The organism is Maribacter antarcticus DSM 21422 (assembly GCF_000621125.1).
In the GTDB taxonomy this organism is placed as follows: Bacteria; Bacteroidota; Bacteroidia; order Flavobacteriales; family Flavobacteriaceae; genus Maribacter; species Maribacter antarcticus.
The window spans coordinates 362,142-382,595 of sequence record NZ_KK211214.1; the positions used below are offsets into that span (position 1 = coordinate 362,142).

18 protein-coding genes and 1 pseudogene are annotated in these 20,454 nt (G+C 37.9%); 8 read left to right on the top strand and 11 right to left on the bottom strand.

The window, feature by feature from the left end:
• Position 1: 1 nt before the first annotated feature.
• The 8 genes and pseudogenes from Q360_RS0118035 to Q360_RS0118070 form a co-directional block, all read right to left on the bottom strand.
• The gene (locus tag Q360_RS0118035; RefSeq protein ID WP_027078322.1) at positions 2-376 is read right to left on the bottom strand and encodes a DoxX family membrane protein; all 375 of its coding nucleotides are present in this window, start codon (positions 374-376) and stop codon (positions 2-4) included.
• Positions 377-464: 88 nt separating this feature from the next.
• Positions 465-716, bottom strand: coding sequence for a hypothetical protein (locus Q360_RS0118040; protein WP_027078323.1), 252 nt, complete (start codon positions 714-716; stop codon positions 465-467).
• Positions 717-734: 18 nt separating this feature from the next.
• Positions 735-1,355 (bottom strand): transglutaminase domain-containing protein, encoded by a 621-nt coding sequence (locus tag Q360_RS0118045; protein ID WP_027078324.1) that lies wholly within the window; start codon positions 1,353-1,355, stop codon positions 735-737.
• A gap of 119 nt (positions 1,356-1,474) precedes the next feature.
• A pseudogene (locus tag Q360_RS0118050) lies at positions 1,475-1,717 on the bottom strand (carboxypeptidase-like regulatory domain-containing protein); the annotation flags it as partial.
• A gap of 18 nt (positions 1,718-1,735) precedes the next feature.
• Positions 1,736-2,212: a hypothetical protein gene (locus tag Q360_RS0118055; RefSeq protein ID WP_027078326.1), complete on the bottom strand. Its 477-nt coding sequence runs from the start codon at positions 2,210-2,212 to the stop codon at positions 1,736-1,738.
• A gap of 255 nt (positions 2,213-2,467) precedes the next feature.
• Complete coding sequence (locus tag Q360_RS0118060; RefSeq protein WP_027078327.1) at positions 2,468-8,551, bottom strand: alpha-2-macroglobulin family protein; 6,084 nt, start codon at positions 8,549-8,551, stop codon at positions 2,468-2,470.
• A 225-nt stretch (positions 8,552-8,776) separates the two neighbouring features.
• Positions 8,777-9,562, bottom strand: a complete 786-nt coding sequence (locus Q360_RS0118065; protein ID WP_027078328.1) for an SDR family oxidoreductase — start codon at positions 9,560-9,562, stop codon at positions 8,777-8,779.
• A gap of 31 nt (positions 9,563-9,593) precedes the next feature.
• Complete coding sequence (locus Q360_RS0118070; protein WP_394331965.1) at positions 9,594-9,905, bottom strand: cupin domain-containing protein; 312 nt, start codon at positions 9,903-9,905, stop codon at positions 9,594-9,596.
• A gap of 94 nt (positions 9,906-9,999) precedes the next feature.
• On the opposite strand from Q360_RS0118070, the gene Q360_RS0118075 reads away from it, so the two are divergent.
• Positions 10,000-11,355, top strand: a complete 1,356-nt coding sequence (locus tag Q360_RS0118075) for a UDP-N-acetylmuramate--L-alanine ligase (RefSeq protein ID WP_027078330.1) — start codon at positions 10,000-10,002, stop codon at positions 11,353-11,355.
• Positions 11,356-11,358: 3 nt separating this feature from the next.
• On the opposite strand, the gene Q360_RS0118080 is transcribed toward Q360_RS0118075, so the two are convergent.
• Complete coding sequence (locus Q360_RS0118080) at positions 11,359-11,802, bottom strand: DUF1569 domain-containing protein (protein WP_027078331.1); 444 nt, start codon at positions 11,800-11,802, stop codon at positions 11,359-11,361.
• A gap of 62 nt (positions 11,803-11,864) precedes the next feature.
• Between Q360_RS0118080 and radC the strand changes: the two genes are divergently transcribed.
• The 6 genes from radC (at position 11,865) to Q360_RS0118110 (ending at position 17,542) form a co-directional block, all read left to right on the top strand.
• Positions 11,865-12,563 carry a RadC family protein gene (gene radC, locus Q360_RS0118085; RefSeq protein WP_027078332.1) on the top strand — a complete coding sequence of 233 codons (699 nt, stop codon included), beginning with the start codon at positions 11,865-11,867 and terminating at the stop codon, positions 12,561-12,563.
• A 48-nt stretch (positions 12,564-12,611) separates the two neighbouring features.
• On the top strand, positions 12,612-13,859 hold the full coding sequence (locus Q360_RS0118090; RefSeq protein ID WP_245603292.1) for a polysaccharide deacetylase family protein: 1,248 nt from the start codon (positions 12,612-12,614) through the stop codon (positions 13,857-13,859).
• Entirely contained in the window at positions 13,852-14,541 is a 690-nt protein-coding gene (locus Q360_RS0118095; RefSeq protein ID WP_027078334.1) for a YjjG family noncanonical pyrimidine nucleotidase, read from the top strand. The genes Q360_RS0118090 and Q360_RS0118095 overlap by 8 nt, the downstream gene beginning before the upstream one ends.
• A gap of 58 nt (positions 14,542-14,599) precedes the next feature.
• Positions 14,600-15,145 (top strand): hypothetical protein, encoded by a 546-nt coding sequence (locus Q360_RS0118100; RefSeq protein WP_027078335.1) that lies wholly within the window; start codon positions 14,600-14,602, stop codon positions 15,143-15,145.
• A complete protein-coding gene (locus tag Q360_RS0118105; protein ID WP_027078336.1) occupies positions 15,142-16,572 on the top strand; it encodes a DUF5723 family protein in 1,431 nt (476 codons plus the stop codon). Before Q360_RS0118100 ends, Q360_RS0118105 begins: the two co-directional genes overlap by 4 nt.
• A gap of 76 nt (positions 16,573-16,648) precedes the next feature.
• The gene (locus tag Q360_RS0118110) at positions 16,649-17,542 is read left to right on the top strand and encodes a hypothetical protein (protein ID WP_027078337.1); all 894 of its coding nucleotides are present in this window, start codon (positions 16,649-16,651) and stop codon (positions 17,540-17,542) included.
• Here Q360_RS0118110 and Q360_RS0118115 read toward each other — a convergent pair.
• A complete protein-coding gene (locus Q360_RS0118115; protein WP_027078338.1) occupies positions 17,539-18,816 on the bottom strand; it encodes a replication-associated recombination protein A in 1,278 nt (425 codons plus the stop codon). The genes Q360_RS0118110 and Q360_RS0118115 overlap by 4 nt on opposite strands.
• A 145-nt stretch (positions 18,817-18,961) precedes the next feature.
• On the opposite strand from Q360_RS0118115, the gene Q360_RS0118120 reads away from it, so the two are divergent.
• On the top strand, positions 18,962-19,708 hold the full coding sequence (locus Q360_RS0118120; RefSeq protein WP_027078339.1) for a rhomboid family intramembrane serine protease: 747 nt from the start codon (positions 18,962-18,964) through the stop codon (positions 19,706-19,708).
• Here the strand turns inward: Q360_RS0118120 and rlmB are convergent.
• Positions 19,705-20,445, bottom strand: coding sequence for a 23S rRNA (guanosine(2251)-2'-O)-methyltransferase RlmB (gene rlmB / locus Q360_RS0118125; protein ID WP_027078340.1), 741 nt, complete (start codon positions 20,443-20,445; stop codon positions 19,705-19,707). The genes Q360_RS0118120 and rlmB overlap by 4 nt on opposite strands.
• Positions 20,446-20,454: the final 9 nt, after the last annotated feature.

The following is a 20,454-nucleotide window of genomic DNA, read 5'->3' on the forward strand; positions in this document are numbered from 1 at the left end:
CTTAACTAATAAGTAAGCGGCTGTATTTGTCCTTGTATTCAAAAAGCACAGCAATATTTAGCAGTAAAAGAATAACTGCGCCAGCAATAGCACCTGGTATAAAAGCTGCATGAGCTATGAAAGCGTTAATAGATACGCTCATTAATAGTAAGGCCATAAGAGCCCCGTATTTGTTAAAAATCATAGCAATGCTAGTTGCGATTTCTACAGTGCCTACTGCGTACATTACTTTAGCATTTTCCAAAGTAACCATGCAATTTTCGAATACTTCAGGTGAATCTCCAAAAGGAATAAAATCAAAAAACTTATTGAAGCTGAAAACAATAACATAAAGTCCAAGGAGAATCCTTAGAACCATAAAACCTTTTGAATTCATAATAGTTGGTTTTGTTGGTAATGGATTGAAAGTAACTAAAAATCAAACATTTAGTTTAAAATTGGAGCAGAAATGAAATAGAGGTTATTTACTTTCGTTTTACGCGAACAACATAAGTGGCAATAATTGTATCAGCTACAGTTATATGAGCATCATATCTGCCAGGGGTATTAAAAGTGTGTTCTAGAACATATGTGTTTTGTTGTTGAGTTACTTTTGGTGCTACTTTGTTATGAACACTACCTCTGTTTAGAATAATACTTAGATTCTTATTTTCAAGTTTATTCTGAACATGTAGTTGAAAAGGAATAGCTTTATTTTTTAATATACGTATGTGCATTTTCTGTGGTGATTGTGGTCATACAGAAAAAGAAAAGGCTTCTTTGTAAATCACCGGCCCCAGAAGAAATTGTTCAAAAGAAGGTGGAGTATCCATCAGCGTCCATTTAGTTTCTAAGGGGTAATGGTTCTTGGCGAAAAGTTCTGGTTCTGCCAAAAAATAACCATCAAAAAAGGCGGCCTGAAATTTCGGACCTTTCTCAGTTATTAAAATGCGTTCTGCAGACCAGGTAGCGTCACATAGATACCATTTGTTGTCCAATTCAACTGCGTTCCAAGAATGATTGGGAATGCTATTTTTAGTTAAGATTAGGGTAGCTGTTCTTCCATAGCCGTCTAAAATTTTACAATTAATATCAGCTAAGTTGGCCAATTCTCGAATTAAATAAGCGTAGCCGGTACAGGCGGTTTTCTTGTGTTTGAGAAGGTTTTCAAATACTTTAGGTGTAAAGCTGTTGTTCCAATCGCGCAAAGCTTCTTGATTATCAGCATATTTTTTACGCTTTTTATGCGTCTTCAAATAGGAGGCATAATCATTTTCAATAGTTGTACTGACCCAGGTGTAAATAGCTCTGAATTTCTCTACATCTGTAGATAGATGTGTGGTTAGTTTATAGGTCAGTACAGGTAAATTCTCCAAGCTTTCGTTGGCGTATACCTTAGCAATACTGTCTGATTTTTTAAAGTTGATACCCTTAAAATCAGAACGCTGTCCGAAAGAAAAACAGCTGATGTAAAGAAATAGGGTTGTAGTCCATTTCAGTATTTGAATAGGGATATGAATTTTTGAAAAATATTGAGTTTAGATTCATAAACACCATCTACCACAACTGTGCCCATTAGGAAAATATCTGAAGCATCAAAAGTGATAGTAATAGCTATGATGTCAGATTTACTTGCGACTACTGTATACTCTTTGGTCTCATACCCGATATAACTAAAAACCAAGGTGTCGTCAATTTCTAATTTTTTTGGAAATTCAAATTTACCATCAAAGTCAGTTACTACACCGCTGGCAGACTACTTTAAAACTACGTTTACACCAGCTAAGGGCAGGTTGTCCCCGTCCAAAATAGTTCCTTTTATAATGTAGGTTTCTTGATATGGGGTAGCAACTGCTATTCTTCTCATAACCATACTCACTCCCGTACTTAAAAGCGCATTTGGTTCAGGAACTATTTGCGCACTAGCTTCTGGAGTTGTACATAGTGCTAATAGTGAAAACCTAAAAAGCGCTATTCCTTTTGATACAAAGTTTGTGTTCATATTTTTTAATACTTTTGGTTCGTATACACTACGTTGTGAATTCTTAAAACGCCCACAGGTAGTACCCTTTGGTTTACTAAAATAGAAAATTATTTCCGTTTGGGACATAGTGGTGAAATCGATAACCTCTTTTTCACAGGAACCACAATAGCCGCCTTCTGTCGTTTTACTAAACGTATCGAATTTTTGTAAGCAAGGTTCTTTCACGGAAATTTGAATTGCATTTTTCATAATTATGTTGGTTTTATATTATACCTCTAAACTAGGATAGAAGCGTTTAGTATGAAACCACCAATGAGGGTGCTAAGGGTTTGAGTGAGGGAATGGCGTCTAAAGTGGAAACGCAAGGTTCAGGTTTAAGTTCACAAACAAAAACCAAATCAACTACAAAGTTAAAACGAGTTTCATTGCTTTGTTAATTCGTATTTTTAAATTCTAATCAATAAAGTAGTTAGTTTTTAAACCTACAACCATAGAAAGCTAACGCTATCCCCCAACGTTAACCCGAACCCCTGCTGAATGACTATTAAACTCTGGAGCATACATGCTCTGTATGGTCGTAATCCCGTTGCTGAAACCCCCTGCGTTGTTTACACGTACATCATACTCGAATACAAAAACGCCCTTTGGTAGGTAATCAAAAAAGAAGTTAGTACTCGCATCTTTGGTAGCTTCGTAATAGCCTAAGCCATCTTGCCATTTGTATTCGGAGATGACGTTTATGGGTTCAAAACCAGCGGCACGCATATCTTTCATGTGCACAAATTCCATTGGGCGATCGGCTCGTAGTTCAATACGGACGCGAATCAAGTCTCCCACCTTTAAGTCTGTCTTACTAGTGATTTCCGAAATCTCTTCACCTGTATCCGTATTCTTTTTAAGGAATAATTTCTTCTTTAATTTTAAAGGCGTTTCCGCCGTTGTAATCTTATCCAAATCCTCAAAGTATTGCCAATACAACGCTCCCCAAGCAATGCCCTCTCCTTTCTTGGAAATTTGTACTTCAGCCATTTTTGGGTTTACTTCGGTACCATTCCATGCCGTTTTGTAATATCCTGTTCCAGCCTCTACTTTTACATTTTCCAGTTTGGAAGGTGTTATTTTTTCTTCTCCGACCAAAACATCAACAGCATCGGTAATGGATAACCACTCACTACCTTGTAGGAGCAATGCGTAAACAGCTTCGGTAGTTGCTTTTGTAGTCTTCCACTGGTTGGTCTGCTTGTTTTTTAATAACCAGGTTTTAAGATTATCAATGGTTTTAATATCCTTTGGGTAGATTTCTGAAAAGGCTTCAATCAATAAAGCCTGTGTTTCAATTGGAGCCTGATACCAATGCCATGAGCTTGTGTTTTTCTTCCAATACATACCTAATTTTTCAGAAGTAATACTATTCTCTTCCAATGCCCTCAGTATCTTTTCTGAAGTTTGAGAATCATCGCTTCGGTGCATAATCAAGGCCAACATCCCTTGGGAATACAATCCTTTGTTTTTCCAGTACTTCTCCGTTTGTACTTTATAATAATCTTGGATGTCATTCGCTTTTTTAGAAGTTTTGAATTCCTTAAAAAAGCTACGCATATATAAGTAATGAATTTGTGTTTGGCTCAAATGATCGTCGTTGATATTTGAGGCGTACTTTTTCATGTTGTTGTACTCTTTGATAAATTCCTTATCTAGATATTGGATAGCGTTGTGAATAATGGGTTGGGTCTCGACTGCGTTTGATGTGACATTTAGTTGGGTTAAATGCCCCAAGCCTGCAATAATATGTTGTGTTACAAAACGACTATCTGGACCACCATTGAACCAAGCCCATGCACCCGAACCTTTTTGGTTTTGTTTTAATTTGTTCAAAGCAATGGCTTGCTCGCTTTTCATTTTGTTCAAATTAAACAGCAGGGCGATACGTTTTTTCTGTTCGGTTTCTGATTGTGCATCTCGTAACCATGGCGTTTCTTGAATCAAAAGCGATTTCAATTCTTGGTTCTTTTCCAAGGTACTCACCAGCGCATCTGAATTCGCCCATTGTTTGAATACGTCTTCAATTCTTGGATTGCTATTGGCAATATAACTTGCTAGGGTATTCGCATAATACTTAGAAAAAGTTTGCTCGTTGCACTCATACGGATATTCCATTAAATAGGGGAGTGCCTGAACGGCATACCAAGCTGGATTCGAAGTTATCTCCAGGGTCAACTTGTGGTGCTTTAAAGTAGTTGACTTGGTTGCTTTCAACTTATCTAAAGTGAAGGTTTTGGTTTGGTTGCTTCTTACCCACATTGGTAACGTTTCTGTAACCAAAATCCTATTGGTAAGCACGGGTAATACATTTTGTTCTCCATCACTAACATCTCCAGCCTTTGCCGTAACTGTATATTGAATAGCTTGAATTTCAGCAGGAATTTTTAGGCGCCATGATACTTGGGTGTTGCCTACGGAATCTACTTTGAAATTAGTTTCAGCTTTATTCACGCCGACCTCGGCAAGGTCTCCTATGGAGGATATTAGTAATTTTTTTGAAATAGTTAAACCAGAAACCGCATCTACCAATTCTATTTTAGCAATGCCTGAAAGTGCCTTCTCCGTTAGGTTGGCGATTTTGGTGCTGATAACGATTTCATCGCCTTCTCTTAAAAAACGAGGAGCATTCGGAATAATCATCAACTCTTTTTGAGTAACGGTTCGTAGGGTTCGGTTCGAACTCCCCAAACTCTTGGTATGCACCAATAATTGTAAATTCCATTTGGTAAGGGCTTCTGGAGTTGTAAAACTGAAGGATACATTGCCTTCCTGATCGGTTTGTAATTGTGGGAAGAAGAAAGCTGTTTCCTGAAGGTTTTTACGGATTTGAACTTCTTCAGTAGCGTTCTTAGTATTTTCTTTTGCTTCGTTTCCGAAAGCACTATTAGCCTCGCTGATGGCCAAACCATCAACTCTTCCTTCTAGAACTTCTGAAAGTTCCATATCTTCCATACTCACCTCTGCTTCTGCACCCGGAGCAGCCTTCTTCATCATCCTTTGGGAGACTCCACTTGCGTAACCACGAATTCTAACCTTATTACCAAAATAAAGCCCAAACCAATTGAACGAATCAAAACTCGGATTGCTATAACCATAAGATTCGTTATCCTGATATGTACTGAAAGAACTATTCATAAAACAACGGTAGGCATTTGTTCGTCTATTCGAATAATAAGTAGGCTTTGCCAAAGGACTGAAGCTCCAGTAATGTCCTCTGAACGTATCCAATGAGGCATCATACATGCTTGCTAATAATTCAGCAGCTACTTTATCACCTTTAGGGCCTTTAATTTTAAAAGACCACCTTTCATCAGTACCAGGTTGTAATTTGTCCCTAAAGGTAACCGTCTCTATTTGTAAATCGGTACTTGGGTAGGGTACTTTAATGTTCAAAGCACCGGAATGAAAATAGTTATAAACAGAATAACTATATGAAATCGCGAACCCACCTAAATCTTCCTTGGTCACAGGAATTATGAAGCTGTCAGAATTTTTATTTAAGCTTATGATTTTGGTATCGATTACCTTTCTATCTTTTTCAATAGTTACGGTAACATTAATGTCTTCGGCATTGGAAAAGACTGTTACTTTGACTTTTTCTCCTGCTAAATAGGTTTTCTTGTCTGTTTTAATTTGAAATAATTGATTATCCGCTAGTTTTTTGTCATTATGGCTGAATACTGTGGTTTCCAAGACATCTTTGACCTCCTTACCAAATTTGTCCTCGGTCACCAATTCAAGAATATATTTACCGGACATCCATTTCTTGAGGTTTCCTAAAGAGAGTTCCTTGGATGTGCTGGTGTCAAAATTCGATTGCCAAACAAGTGCTCCTTTTTTCCAAGTAGCCGCGTCGTGTTCGTTAGTGAAAGCGTCGTGTGGGAATAACATCTTGAATTCTTGTTTCGAAAGGCCTTCGTAATCCGGAGCCGCCCATGTTCGCGGTCTTATAACAGCTTTAGGAGCTTTTAATTTGTATATTTTAACGGTTCCTTTTGCGGGTACGAATTGTCCGTTAAGGTTGTTTGTTGAAATCGTTAATTTTTGGTGTTTTTCATCTTTGTCTAGTGGGTTCGCCAACATCATACTTGCTGTTAACGTATGATAGCCGACCGTTACAAACGTGGAAGTACTGTGCGTTTCTCCGTTTATATCGGTAACATCTGCGGTTACCTCGTAATTGAAAGTGGGTAAGTTCTTTTTAACCGTGCTATTATCAGGAATTGCTTTGAAAGCTATGGAATACCTGCCCGAACCATCTGTTTTGGTTTCGCCATGTGCGATTTCTTGAGGTGTTGTATTTCCATAGGCGTATCTCCAGTAATACCATCTTGGGTAATACACGGAGCGTTTTACGCGATAGGTGACCTTAGCATCTGTAATGTTGCTTCCTACGTAAGCGGTAGCGGTTCCGTTTACAGTTACGCTATCGTTTACTTTATAACTTTCCGTAATTGGTTTAAAAGAGGTTTCGAATTTTGGCCGTTTGTATTCCTCCACAGAAAAGCTGGCATAGCCGCTTAAATTAAAGACTGCAGAATGTACTTGCATCGAAAATTGACCCGTGAGCCCGTTGTTGGGCAATATAAATTGCCCAGAAAAAGAACCATAATCATTGGTTGTGAAATCAGCTGTGTTTACCACTTGACCATTCACATCTTTCAGTTCAACCGAAACTTTCGTGTTCTCTAAAAGAGAAGAATTTTTTTTAGACCGTTTTAGAGCAATCCCCTTAAAATATAAAGGTTGCCCCGGTCTGTATATGCTCCGGTCCGTAAATAGAAAACAGGAATAAGGAACTGCTGGAGTTGTTTGGTCATACCCGCGATACATGTAATAATCACGGAAAAAAGCAATGTCTTTTTCATGATTAATTGTAATACTGAGGTCGCTCCACTCTTTTTCAGCTCTTTTGATAGAAACGGTTCCTGTTTTATTGGAAACGAAGGTTTTGCTTAATCGTTTGCCATCATAATTCAGGCGATAGCGAAAAGTCAGTTTAGCACCAACAATAGGTTTACCGTTATTTCTATCCACTACTTGAAAATCCTGATGGGTTTCGGTCTGGGTTTCTACTAAAGCTAGGTTGGTCGCTTGGACTTGAGCGTAGGTAAAGGTTTTGTCTGTTTTGTCCTTTGGTTTAGCTAAGATTATATAGTAGCCATTTTCTAACGGGGGCATGACTATTTCGGTACCATGCGATTGGTAATCACTCTCATTTTTCAAGGATGCCTCCCATGATTTTGCAACCGATAATTTTTGGATAAATACGAGTTGCTTTTCTTTATCATATTCCTCTTCAAAAGCGCTCCATTGTTTTTGTGTGATGGAGCGTGCACTGAGCTGCAGACTGTCATAATTTTTATAATTGACTAATAACCTAGCCGTTTTATTTATGGGAATATGACGCTCCATAGTTAATTGTAAGCTCTTTGCAAGAATTTGGGATTTTAATGCTTTACATTTTTCTGCACCTCTAGTATCCGGATTTTCTTTCAATACTTTTTCGCATAATTCAAGTGCTTCTTTTTTCTTCCATCGGTATTCTTCATTGGTTTTAGGCTGATATGAATTTCCTTGTTGGCTCAGCAGCACCGTTATCTCATAGTTGTATAAACTTGACGCTGCCTTTCCTTTTCTAGTGGATGCCGCATTCTGCAGTGCTTCTAAATATTGCTGGTCTTTATTTTCGAAAACAGCGTTTTGATAAACAAATTGTAGTCGTTGTAAATCCACTTCCGCAAAGGCGTATGGTTGTTCCGACGATAAATGCAGCGTTAATAGTTTTTGATAAATACTCAGTGCTTTGGCTTGTAAGGAGGTGTCGTCCGCAGTAGATATACGCAATTGGGTAAATGCATATCCATCACATAAAAATTCTGGATCATCAATTTCGAATTTATCAGCAGGTCTTGTACTATTGTTCTCGCTTGTGGCGTAAAATGTAAGTGCATTTTGTGCTAATAGGTCGAATAGGGTAGGGCGGTATTCTTCGGAACCTTCTTGTTTATTTAGGATGGTATCAAACTTGGCCACAGGAGTTTGTTTTAATTCCACCTCGTTTTGGAGCGAAGCATCCAAATGAAGGCTTATTTCTTTAAAGAGCGTAGTCAAATCCCAAGTTCTAAAATCAACGGAATCTACTTTGGTGTTCGTTTTGGACCGGTTATAAAACTGGTATCTGTTTTGTTTAAAAAATTGCCAATACAAATTCGCTAAATAACCTTCTAGCACATTTTTGATCGGAAATTCCGCGAATGCGATTTCTTTTTTAAAATCTTTTATGATGTTCAGTTGGGCATCTTCCTCCAAAGTCATGGCATACTTTGATGCGAAGAGCAGTGCCTTTATGATTTGAGGTGAATTCTTTTCTTTTTTGGCCTTTTTAGAAATGAAGGATACCACTTTTAAAGTAGACTTCGTTAGTGCATCCCTTTCGAGTTTTTCGACCTGCTGCCAAAGTACTTCAAAGGATTCATTATTTTTTTGAGATTGTGCTATTTGAGAAAATAGGAGTATAGTTATAAGGATTACAATATGTTTCATTGCACAAAATATTAGGCTATACGCTTTATAAAGAATGGTTTAGCGCCAAGTAGCGTAGGTGATTTCAAAGTTACATACAAAGATGTAGCCAAAAGCACCACTAAACAATGAAAAGTGAGGGAAAGGGCGGTTTGGTCTAGGGAAAGCTCCTTTGAAGCACCTTAGTCCTCAAAGGGAGCATTCCTATTGGAATGAAGCCACCTCCCCTAAGACAAGTCGGGGTGCTTATAAAGATTTAAGTAATCCCCCATCAATCGGAATTTGGGTGCCAGTAATATAAGCAGCCTTATCCGAAGCTAAAAAAGTAACTAAATATCCGTATTCTTCTGGGTCTCCAATTCGTTTTACAGGAACCTTAGATTGCATATCAGCTAACACTTCATCTTCTGAAACTCCTAATTGTTCTGCTTTTTTTGCATTCAGCTGCGCGATACGTTCCGTGTCAAAGTAACCTGTTAGAATATTGTTTACTGTAATTTGTTTGTCTCCCACATCCGTAGCCAGTGACTTCGCCCAAGTAACCAAGCTTGCCCGAATCGAATTTGATAAGGCGAGGTAAGACAAAGGTTCTTTTACGGATACAGAAGCAACATTAATGATACGTCCCCATCGGTTCTGCATCATATGCCGTAAGGCCAATTCTGTCGTAAAAACTACCGTTTTAAAAAGTAAATCAAAAGCTACTTGATAGTCGTTTACTTGTTTTTCAAGTGTATTTCCGGCAGCTGGACCTTGGGTGTTGTTTACTAAAATATCAACAGAATTAGATTCAAAATAAGCTGATATGATTTTTTTATACCCTTTGTAATCGGAAAAATCTACCACCAAATATCGATGGGATTGACGTTCCGAGATTGATAAGCTCTGTAAAGTAGTTTTTAGCTTTTGTTCATTTCTCGCCATAAGCGTAACACTCGCGCCACTTTCCGCCAGTTGAATAGCAATTGCTTTACCAATACCGCCACTAGCACCGCCAACAAGTGCTTTTTTTCCTATTAAAGAGATTTTCATACAATTATGTTTTACTAACGACGTCTAACGTTTATTTATATTCCTCCCGAACCGGACTAAACACATCCATTAATTTACAAGGGGTCAGTGCTTTTCCACTATGTGGAATATTTGCGGCAATAGGTACAATAGCTCCTGGAAGGTAGATTTTTGTTTCTCCATCCAGAGTAAATTCGAATTTCCCTTCCATAACATGCATAATCTGTTCGTGTATATGATTATGCTCCGGTACGGCCGCATCTTTTTCAACATCCCAAAAAACAAGGGACATCGTTTTTGTATGTATAAGTTTACCATGGTATCCTGGTATGATTTCTCTAGATGCTATTTTATCAAGGTTTATGCTCACAACACTAAGTTTTTAACGAAGATAAAAATAAACCAGTGGTTTTTGATACTGAATGCAATCCCTATCTTTGAAAACTAATTCAGATGTAATGCAAATTCATTTTATAGCCATTGGTGGCAGTGCCATGCACAATTTGGCCCTGGCACTTAAACATAAGGGATACCAGATAACAGGAAGCGATGATGTCATTTTCGAACCTTCAAAATCTAGATTGGAGTCAAAAGGTCTTTTGCCTGAAAGTTTCGGTTGGTTTCCAGAAAAGATACATAGTAATTTGGAAGCCATTGTTTTAGGTATGCATGCGAAAGTGGATAATCCAGAACTGTTGAAGGCGCAAGACTTAGGAGTTAAAATTTATTCGTATCCAGAATTTCTCTATGAACAATCCAAAAATAAAACTAGGGTAGTCATTGGGGGAAGTCATGGAAAAACAACCATCACTTCCATGATTTTGCATGTGCTTAATTTTCATAACCGAGAGGTAGATTATATGGTAGGAGCCCAATTAGACGGTTTTGACCGTATGGTACATTTGACCGAGGAGAACGATTTTATAGTGTTGGAAGGTGATGAGTATCTTTCCTCTCCGATAGACCGTAGGCCAAAGTTTCATTTGTACAAACCGAATATTGCCTTGTTGAGCGGTATAGCTTGGGACCACATTAATGTATTCCCCACTTTTGAAAATTATGTTGAGCAATTTAAAATCTTTGTAGATAGTATTGTAAATGGAGGTAGCATCACGTACAATTTGGAAGATGCTGAAGTGGTAATGGTGGTTGAAGGTTCTGAAAACACCATCCGAAAACTGGGATATACGACTCCGGAATATGAGGTTGATAATGGGAAAACACTCTTAGAAACTCCTGAAGGTCCAATGCCTATTGAAGTTTTCGGGAAGCATAATTTGAATAATCTAGCAGGTGCCAAGTGGATATGCCAGAATATGGGTGTAGACGAAGATGATTTTTTTGAGGCTATTGCCACTTTTAAGGGAGCATCTAAACGGCTCGAAAAAATTGCAGAAGGAAAAACCAGTGTAGCCTATAAAGATTTTGCACACTCCCCAAGTAAGGTGGCTGCGACAACAAAAGCAGTAAAGGAACAATACCCAGATAGAAGACTAATAGCTTGTTTGGAACTCCACACCTACAGTAGTTTTAATCCTGAATTTTTAAAAGAATATAAAGGTGCTTTGGATGCTGCTGATGAAGCCGTTATCTTTTTTCTTCCAGAATCAGTAGCAATAAAAAAGCTAGAGGAGGTTACTCCCGAACAAATTTCAAATGCTTTTAAAAGAGATGATTTGCGGATTTTTACTGATGCTAGCTCTTTTCATAGCTATGTAAACGAGGAAAGTTATGAAAATTCAACGCTATTATTAATGAGCTCGGGTAATTACGGAGGATTAGATTTAAGCCTACTTAAGAAGTTAATGGTCTAGTCCTTAAACACCAAATTGGGTTAGATGATGGTCTAAGTGCTTATATTGTAATTGTCCCCACTGCTCTTTGGTAAAGGTTCCAAATACAGGGTGTGGATACCAAATATCTCTAGCATATAGCATATTAAATTCGTCTGCCAATTCTTTTAATATCGTTATCTCCTCATTAAAATCCTTAGCTTCCTTAGCTTTAAGCTGCGGTGCCGTAGGTAGGTTTTTGCGCCATGGTTTGTCGTTGTAGAGTAATTTTTTAAAGAACGTTGTAATAAACCAATTTCCTTTTGAGGTGTTTTCCTTGTTCCGAATGGCTAATTTTAAAGGGTATTGGCAATGCCAAGCCATTTGTCCAACTGTCATTTTGCCCCATTTCCGTTGAGAGTTTTCACTTAGTTGTCCTAATCTGCTCTTTATTTCAACGTGACCCTCATTGGTTAGCAGCGATTTCATTCTTTGTTTTTTAATTGCTGTGGAAATTTACAATAAAATAATTAGTTCGCTATCTTTAGCCAATGCAAGAGAAGTCTACATCATTTTCCATAAAACATTGGTCTGATGATGATAAACCAAGGGAGAAATTAGTAAACAAGGGAAGGGCTGTACTATCCGATGCGGAGCTGGTTGCTATATTGATTGGTTCAGGGAGTAGGTCTGAAAGTGCAGTGGAACTATCCAAGCGTATCCTAGCTTCGGCAGAGAATAATTTGAACGAGTTGGGGAGGTTGTCCATAAGTCAATTGATGGCCTTTAAAGGTATTGGTGAAGCAAAAGCGGTAACCATAGCTGCAGCATTGGAAATGGGTAGACGAAGGAGGGGAGAAGAAGCCTTACAGGTGACAAGAATAGGAAGTAGTAAAGATGCTTTTGAGGTACTACAACCCATAATAGGAGAATTGGAACACGAGGAATTCTGGGTCATGTACCTTAATAATTCCAATAAAATATTGCAGAAATCACAGCTAAGTAAAGGGGGTATAACGGGTACCTTGGTAGATGTACGGATACTAATGAAACAGTCTTTGGAACTGGGTGCCGTGGGGCTTATTTTAGCACACAATCACCCAAGTGGCACTTTAAAACCAAGTAGCGCCGATAAACAGATTACCAAAAAAATAAAGAGAGCTTCTGAGTCTTTAGATATTAAAGTTTTGGACCATCTCATAGTAACGCAGAAAGACTATTTTAGTTTCGCAGACAATCAACTACTCTAAATGTTATTGATATATACCCATAAGATTACACCTAGGTTTACCTATACCATGAAACAGGTTTTTACCAAAATCTTAGGTATAGATATTGGTTTTACGACCAAGGTAGAGGATTTTATAAAACATACCGATGAAAAAATAACCTACACCAAACAGCCGTTGCAGAACGAATTCTTTATTCGTAGCAACGAACTTCTCTTTGAGCAAGGAATCAATGATATTCAAATACAAATTAATGATTGGGAAGGAACCCCTTGCTTTTTTCCTACGGGAGAACGCAGCGCAGTTCCTTTCGATATTTTTGCGGCTAGTTTTTATCTGCTAAGTAGATATGAGGAGTATTTACCGCATGTTAAGGATATGCACGGCAGGTTTTCACCAAAGGATAGTATTGCTTACCAGAACGATTTTTTACACCGCCCTGTAGTAGATATTTGGGCATTAAAGCTGTTGGAGTTGTTAAAGGAAAAGTTTCCAGATTTAGAATGTAAAAAGAGAATGTATTCGTATGTTTCTGTATTGGATGTAACCACATCTCACTCCTATGCCCATAGAGGTTTGTTTCGAGGATTTGCAGGTTTTATTCTGGATTTGGGTACCTTTAAATTAAAGCGTGTTTGGGAGCGCATTATGGTCGGAATTAATAGAAGAAAGGATCCTTATGATAATTTTGCTCAACTTATTCAGTGGCACCAAAACTATGGTATTGAGAGTATTTTCTTTTTTCAGTTTGCGGATTATTCTAAATATGATAAAAATGTATCTACAAATAGCAATCGTTTTAAGTCCCTCATAAAATACATAGCTGATTATTCAAAAGTTGCACTTGGTGCGTCTTACAGTTCCTTTAGAGATATAGAGCTGCTTAAAAAGGAAAAGAACAATCTAGAAAGCGTTATTAATAGGCCAGTAAATTATTCTAGAATGCGCTATAATAGGGTCGATGTTCCTGAATCGTATAGGAATCTAATTACTGCCGAGTTTACTAATGATTTTACCATGGGGTATACCCATGCCATAGGTTTTAGAGCTGGTACGTGTACATCGTTTCAGTTTTATGATATTCCTCTAGAAGTGCAACAGCCTATAAAAATTCATCCATACGCCCTGCATGATTACTCCTTTTTGGCATGTAAAAGCGAAGTGCAGATAAGTGAAAAGATAAAAGGAATTTACTCCGAAATCAAAAATGTAGAAGGTTCCTTTGTAACCGTTTTTTCAAATGAACTATTGGGAGGCGATGAAAAATTTGACTGGAAAATAATATACAAGAACTTAATAACTACTTACAATGTTTAAAGATGTAGTAACCGATGTTTTTTTTGACCTTGATCATACTTTGTGGGATTTTGAAAAAAACTCAGCCCTCACGTTTGAGATGATTTTGCCAACCCATGATATAACTGTTCCATTGGAGTCATTTCTTGAGGTGTATGTGCCTGCTAACTTAGTGTTTTGGAAAATGTACAGGGAAGAAAAAATCACAAAAGAGGATCTTCGCTACCAGCGACTAAAATCGGTTTTTGACACCTTGGAATATGCTGTCTCGGATGATTGTATTAATAGTCTGGCAAATGAGTATATCAACCAATTGTCTTCTCATACCTATTTGTTTCCGAATGCGTTGGAGGTGCTTGATTATTTAAAACCAAACTATAAACTACATATCATTACCAATGGTTTTCAAGAAATTCAAGAGAAGAAACTACGTAATTCTGGCATCTATCCTTATTTTGAGCAGGTGATAGATTCCGAAATGGCAGGCGTAAAGAAGCCCGATCCGTTTATTTTCAACTTAGCATTGGAAAAGGCCAAAGTTCGTCCAGAATCTGCGCTAATGATAGGAGATAGCTTGGAAGCCGATATTTTGGGTGCAAAGGGCGTAGGTATTCATACACTACATTTTAACGCACACGGGGAAGCCGAGCACCAACATAGTCCTATGATTAGCGAACTATGGGAAATAAAAACATATTTATAGAGTTAATACTAATAGCAAGTAGCCATAAAAGTTGGTTGTGTTGCGATAGTCTAATTTTATGAATCGTTTACAACATAGTCTCTTATTTTCAATATTGATGCTCTCTATTTTCGCTTGTTCGGAAAAACAGGATTTTTCACAATATGATGATTTAAGCATTACACCTTCGTTGGAGACCAGCATTTTCTTTGTTAAAGTGCAAGAGCTACTGATCAATAGTGCAACGGATATCAGTTTTTTTACTCAGGACTTTAATTTTGACGCTTTTGAGGAGGTATTTTTCGCTGATAGGGTTTTAGAGGGCGTAATTTCCTATGAATTAGAGAATACGACGAGTAAGCCTATTCAAATAGAGTTGCAATTTTTGGATGAAAACGATGTGCTTCTAGATTCGGAGGTCTTTACGATGGATGCTGCACCTACGGCCTTATTAACTCGTGAGGTAGCCTATGGTAATACAGGAAAAAGCCTTGATATCCTGAGGAGTACTTCTAACGTAAGGCTCAACGCATCTAATTTTGGGGATAATGTCAGTAGTTCTGAGATTCCAGGAGCCTCAGTTCAATTGCGCTCTAGTGCTCAGTTTATGTTACGCTTAAAATGAGGATTCGCCACTATGTTTTTCTTCTTTCACTGCTGTTCTACGCAAGTTTGGCAGCTCAGAACAAACAGGTTCTTTATGATTTTAATGATATTCCACAAGCCTTGATGGTAAATCCGGGGATGGAAACTGACTTTCAATGGTATGCCGGTCTTCCATTACTTTCTGGTATTTCTGGATATGCTGGCACAAATGGCATTGCGATAAATGATATTTTTGCGGACGACGGGCTAGATATAAATGACAAGGTCCGAGATCTCATGGTCAATGGGCTAACTACCAGAGATGAGTTTAGCCAAGCCTTGCAGATAGATTTGTTCAGTGGTGGTTTTCGAAGTCCGTATTCCGATATTTTTTATTCTTTTGGTGCTTATCTAGAAATGGATAATATTCTGTACTGGCCAAAAGATTATGCGATTCTCGCGTTTGATGGTAATGCCAATCAATTGGATAGCCGGTTTAATTTGGGTGATTTAAAAACTAGGGGATCTACGGTTGCGGTCTATCATTTTGGAATTAACAAAAAGATAAACAAGAAGCTTACTGCTGGCGTTAGGGCAAAGTTATATTCGGGGATTACAGATTATAATGCTACGAATAACAACGGATATTTGGTAAATACCGAAGGTCAGAACAATACTATAGCTACAACGCTGAACGCGGATATGCAATTGCGCACTTCGGGTTTTGGAGCTTTAAGTACTGCGGAGAATCAAGGGACACTAGCAAGCGCCTTCGTAAAACGAGCTATTTTTGGAGGAGATTTAGGACTCGGAATGGACTTAGGATTTACCTATCACTTAAACGAGCGTACCGCTATTACCGGTAGCGTATTGGATTTAGGGTTTATGTATCACAGTGGTAACGTTTATAAATATAATTTAAAGGGAAATGCCACTATAGAGGGAATTCAGATTAATGTGTTACAAGAACTTGCAGACCTAAATAGGGATTTTTGGCAAGATTTAGTAGATGATGTAGAAGAGTTCATTCCTTTTGAGACAACGAATAGTGCATACGTAACGTTCAGGCAAACGAGGGTAAATGCTTCTATTCGACATGGTTTTGGCACCCCAATAGGGTCAGTAGAAGCTTGTGATTGTGGTATAGGAGGTTCGAATAACCGAGCTGTGAAATATAGAAATGGGATAGGTGGCCAGTTGTTTGCAATTAATAGACCAAGAGGTCCACAGGTTGCATTAACTGGGTTTTATTTAAGGAGGTTTGGTGAATTTATGACTATAAAGGGCACCTATACGATAGATAAATTCAGCAAAACTAATGTGGGCGTGGGTTTAAACCTTCAGGCAGGTCCTGTAAATTTTTACTTTATGGGAGATAATCTCTTGTCCTATCAAAACATTGCCGCCAGTAATTATGCATCTTTTCAGTTAGGATTAAATATCATATCTTGGGGCAAGAAAAAGTAGGTAAAAATTAATTTTGATTTATTGTTTTTTGGCACGCTTTTTTCTTCTCTCTTTATCAATACTAAAATATACTATTTTGAAAAATATACTATTCATTGTTTTTGTCCTTGTTGGATATACGGGTATCGGCCAAGTGGGGCTAAACGAATACAAATACATCATAATCCCCAAAACATTAGGGGAATTTAAAGAGGAGAATCAATACTTGACTAGTACCTTGCTCAAATACCAATTTGTAAAAAAAGGTTTTACAGCAGTCTATGATGATGCATTACCTGAAGATTTATACATGAACAGGTGCTTGGGACTTACTGCCCTATTAAAGGATAAGCCCTCTATGTTTAGTACAAAAACTACCATTGTTTTAGAGAATTGTAAGGGACAACAGGTGTTTAGATCAAGGGAAGGAACTAACAAAATAAAGGAGTACGAAGAGGCATATAAGGACGGGATAACGGTCGCAATGTCGTCTTTTGATGGTTTGAATTATAGTTATAAGCAAAAGGTAGTTGAAAACAAACCAATAACGTTACGTTTTAAGAATGACATAAAATCATTAGGTGGCGATAATAAAGAGCAAAAAGAGACAGCTGATTTAACTGGTATTGGGGTAGGAAATAGGAGTGAAGTAGTAAAACAAAAAAGCAGTCTGGAGAACCAAAGCTATAAAAGTATGGAGCCAGTGGCATCTGATATGAAACAGGCCACTCCTAATCCGGATATTAAAACCAAGACAAGTGCTGGAACGGGCAAAGAAATGTTGAATGCGAAGGCGATTCCTAATGGATATCAATTGATTGATAGTGAGCTAAAAGTAATTATGAAGCTATTGAACAGCTCTACAGAAAACGTATTTATAGGTCAGGCCGAAGGCAAAAGCGGTATGGTTTTTCAAAAAAATGGAATCTGGATTTTTGAGTACTACTCAGGTGCTAATCTGACTCAAGAAGAATTAAATATAAAATTTTAAAAATCGTATTTGTCCTTCCATCTTTTCTTTAGAAATTCACTTAAGGTTTTTTCTCTGGGGTTTTTTCCTGGTTTATAGAAGGTACTTCCGGTAAGTTCATCAGGAAGGAATTCGGAGGCCACAAAATTGTTTTGAAAATCGTGCGCATATTTGTAATCTTCTCCATAGCCCAGGTCTTTCATTAGTTTTGTTGGTGCATTTCTGAGGGCAAGGGGTACAGGAAGGTTTCCTGTTTGTTTTACTACTTGTTGCGCTTTCCCAATGGCCATATAACTCGCATTGCTTTTTGGCGAGGTTGCTAAATATACCGCACACTGGCTAAGGATTATTCTAGATTCTGGGTAGCCGATTGTAGTAACCGCCTGGAAAGTCGTATTAGCCATGACCAGGGCTGTAGGATTTGCCAATCCTATATCCTCAGACGCGGCAATTAACATCCGACGGGCTATAAATTTCACATCTTCACCGCCTTCGATCATACGGGCTAGCCAATATACGGCACCATTTGGATCGCTACCGCGAAGAGATTTTATAAAGGCCGATACAATATCATAATGCTGTTCACCGGTTTTGTCATAAAGGACGGTGTTCTTTTGTATTTTTTGAAGAACAAGTTCGTCCGTGATTTCTACAGTATCAGAATCTTCTGAATTGATGATAAGTTCAAAAATATTAAGTAATTTTCTACCATCTCCACCGGATAGACGGAGCAAGGCTTCTGTTTCTGTTAGTTTTATGTTCTTGGTATGTAAGTGCTTGTCCTTAATTATGGCCCGCTTTAATAATTGAATTAAATCATCCTTACCAAAAGCGTTTAAAATATACACTTGACAACGTGATAATAATGCGGGTATTACTTCAAAACTCGGGTTTTCGGTAGTAGCACCGATAAGGGTAACCCAACCTTTTTCAACCGCACCCAATAAGCTGTCTTGCTGTGATTTGCTAAAGCGATGAATCTCATCAATAAACAGGATGGGGTTTTTAGTAGTAAATAGACCCCCAGCTTGCTTAGCTTTGTCTATTACTTCCCTAATATCCTTTACGCCACTATTAATAGCGCTAAGTATATAAAATGGACGTTTACTCTCTTCGGCAATAATAGTGGCCAAGGTTGTTTTTCCGGTTCCAGGTGGTCCCCATAAAATTAAAGAGGGAATAATTCCTTTTTTAATCTGATGTGTCAATGCTCCTTTTTCACCAACAAGATGGTGCTGACTTACATAATCTTCCAAGGTTTTTGGTCGTACTCGTTCGGCTAAAGGTTCGTTCATGGTATAAAAATAGTTAAAGTTATTCACCTGAAATTCTTCACAGGCGCAATAAGAGCATATATTTTCTGTTTAACATATGGATGACAATATTTCCGTTTTTCCTTTTTGGCCAAAATATTGCCATCTTGTATAAAAGTTTAATTAAATGTCTGCTGGTGCCTATTTTAAGTTTTCTAACTCCATAGTACTCGTTCCATTAATGGCGGTGTTGGCTATTTGGAGTGTGTATTGGATAGAGTTGGCACAACAGCTTAACTTTAATAGTTATGGGATTTATCCGCAGACTTTTTCAGGATTAAAGGGTGTTATTTTTAGTCCTTTTGTTCATGGTTCTTTAAAGCATTTATATAATAATACAATCCCCTTGGCAATACTTCTGGCAGCACTATTCTATTTCTATAATAAAATTGCTTGGAAGGTGGTCTTTTTGGGTATTTTGCTTTCTGGTTTTTTAACTTGGTGTATTGGTCGGCCCTCTTATCATATAGGGGCAAGCGGATTAATATATGTGTTGGCTAGTTTCACCTTCTTTAAAGGGGTCTTTGTAAAACATTATCGCCTAATTGCCTTGTCACTGGTAGTCGTTTTTATCTACGGAAGTTTATTGTGGTATATTTTTCCGGTTAAGGATGGGATTTCTTGGGAAGGCCATTTAGGAGGGTTTATAACTGGTCTTTTTTTGGCCTTAGTCCTGCGAGCTAGGATACCTATGCCAAATAAGTACGATTGGGAAAGAGAGGATTATGATGAAGATTCGGACACATTTCTACAGCAGTTTGATGCCGATGGTAACTTTGTAGAAGAGCAGATTGAAGAATTAGATATAGAAGCTAATACTGTACAGGTACACTATACGTACAAAACGGATAGTGAAAGAAAGGATAAGTCTTAGCTTCCTAAACGTTGTCTAACTGCTTCATAGAGGAAAACTGCACAGGCAACTGAAACGTTTAAAGACGCTATTTCTCCTTGTAATGGAATTTTAGCGGTAAAGTCAGATGCTTTTATAATCGAAGGTGTAATACCGCGATCTTCGGAACCCATTACAATTGCTATTGGTTCTGTGAAGGATACATCATAAACCGATTGATTTGTTTTTTCCGTAGCAGAAACTATTTTGATTCCGGAGGCTTGAAGGTAAAAAACGGCATCTTTTAAATGGTCTACTTTAGCAATAGGCACTTTAAATGCAGCACCTGCAGAGGTTTTTATGGTATCTGCCGTTACCGGGGCAGCTCCTTTTTTTTGTATTATAATACCATCTACACCTGTACATTCCGCAGTTCGTATAATAGCACCGAAGTTCCGTACATCAGATAGTTGGTCTAATAGCAGGAACAGGGCCGGTTTGTCTTTTTTAGCGGTGGTTTCTACTAAATTTTCTAATGAAATAAAAGAAATAGGGGAGATGTTGGCAACTGCTCCCTGATGGTTATTTTTCGTAAGCCTATTTAGCTTTTCTATAGGAACGTAGGCGGGCGTAATATCGTTTTGACGCAGTAGGCGCTCTAAATCTTTTATTAAATCCCCTTTTAACCCTTTTTGCATAAAGACTTTGTCTATTTCTTCATTAGAATTTACAGCTTCCATAATTGCGCGTATTCCGTAAATTTGGGTAGTTTTTTCCATGGGGTAAAA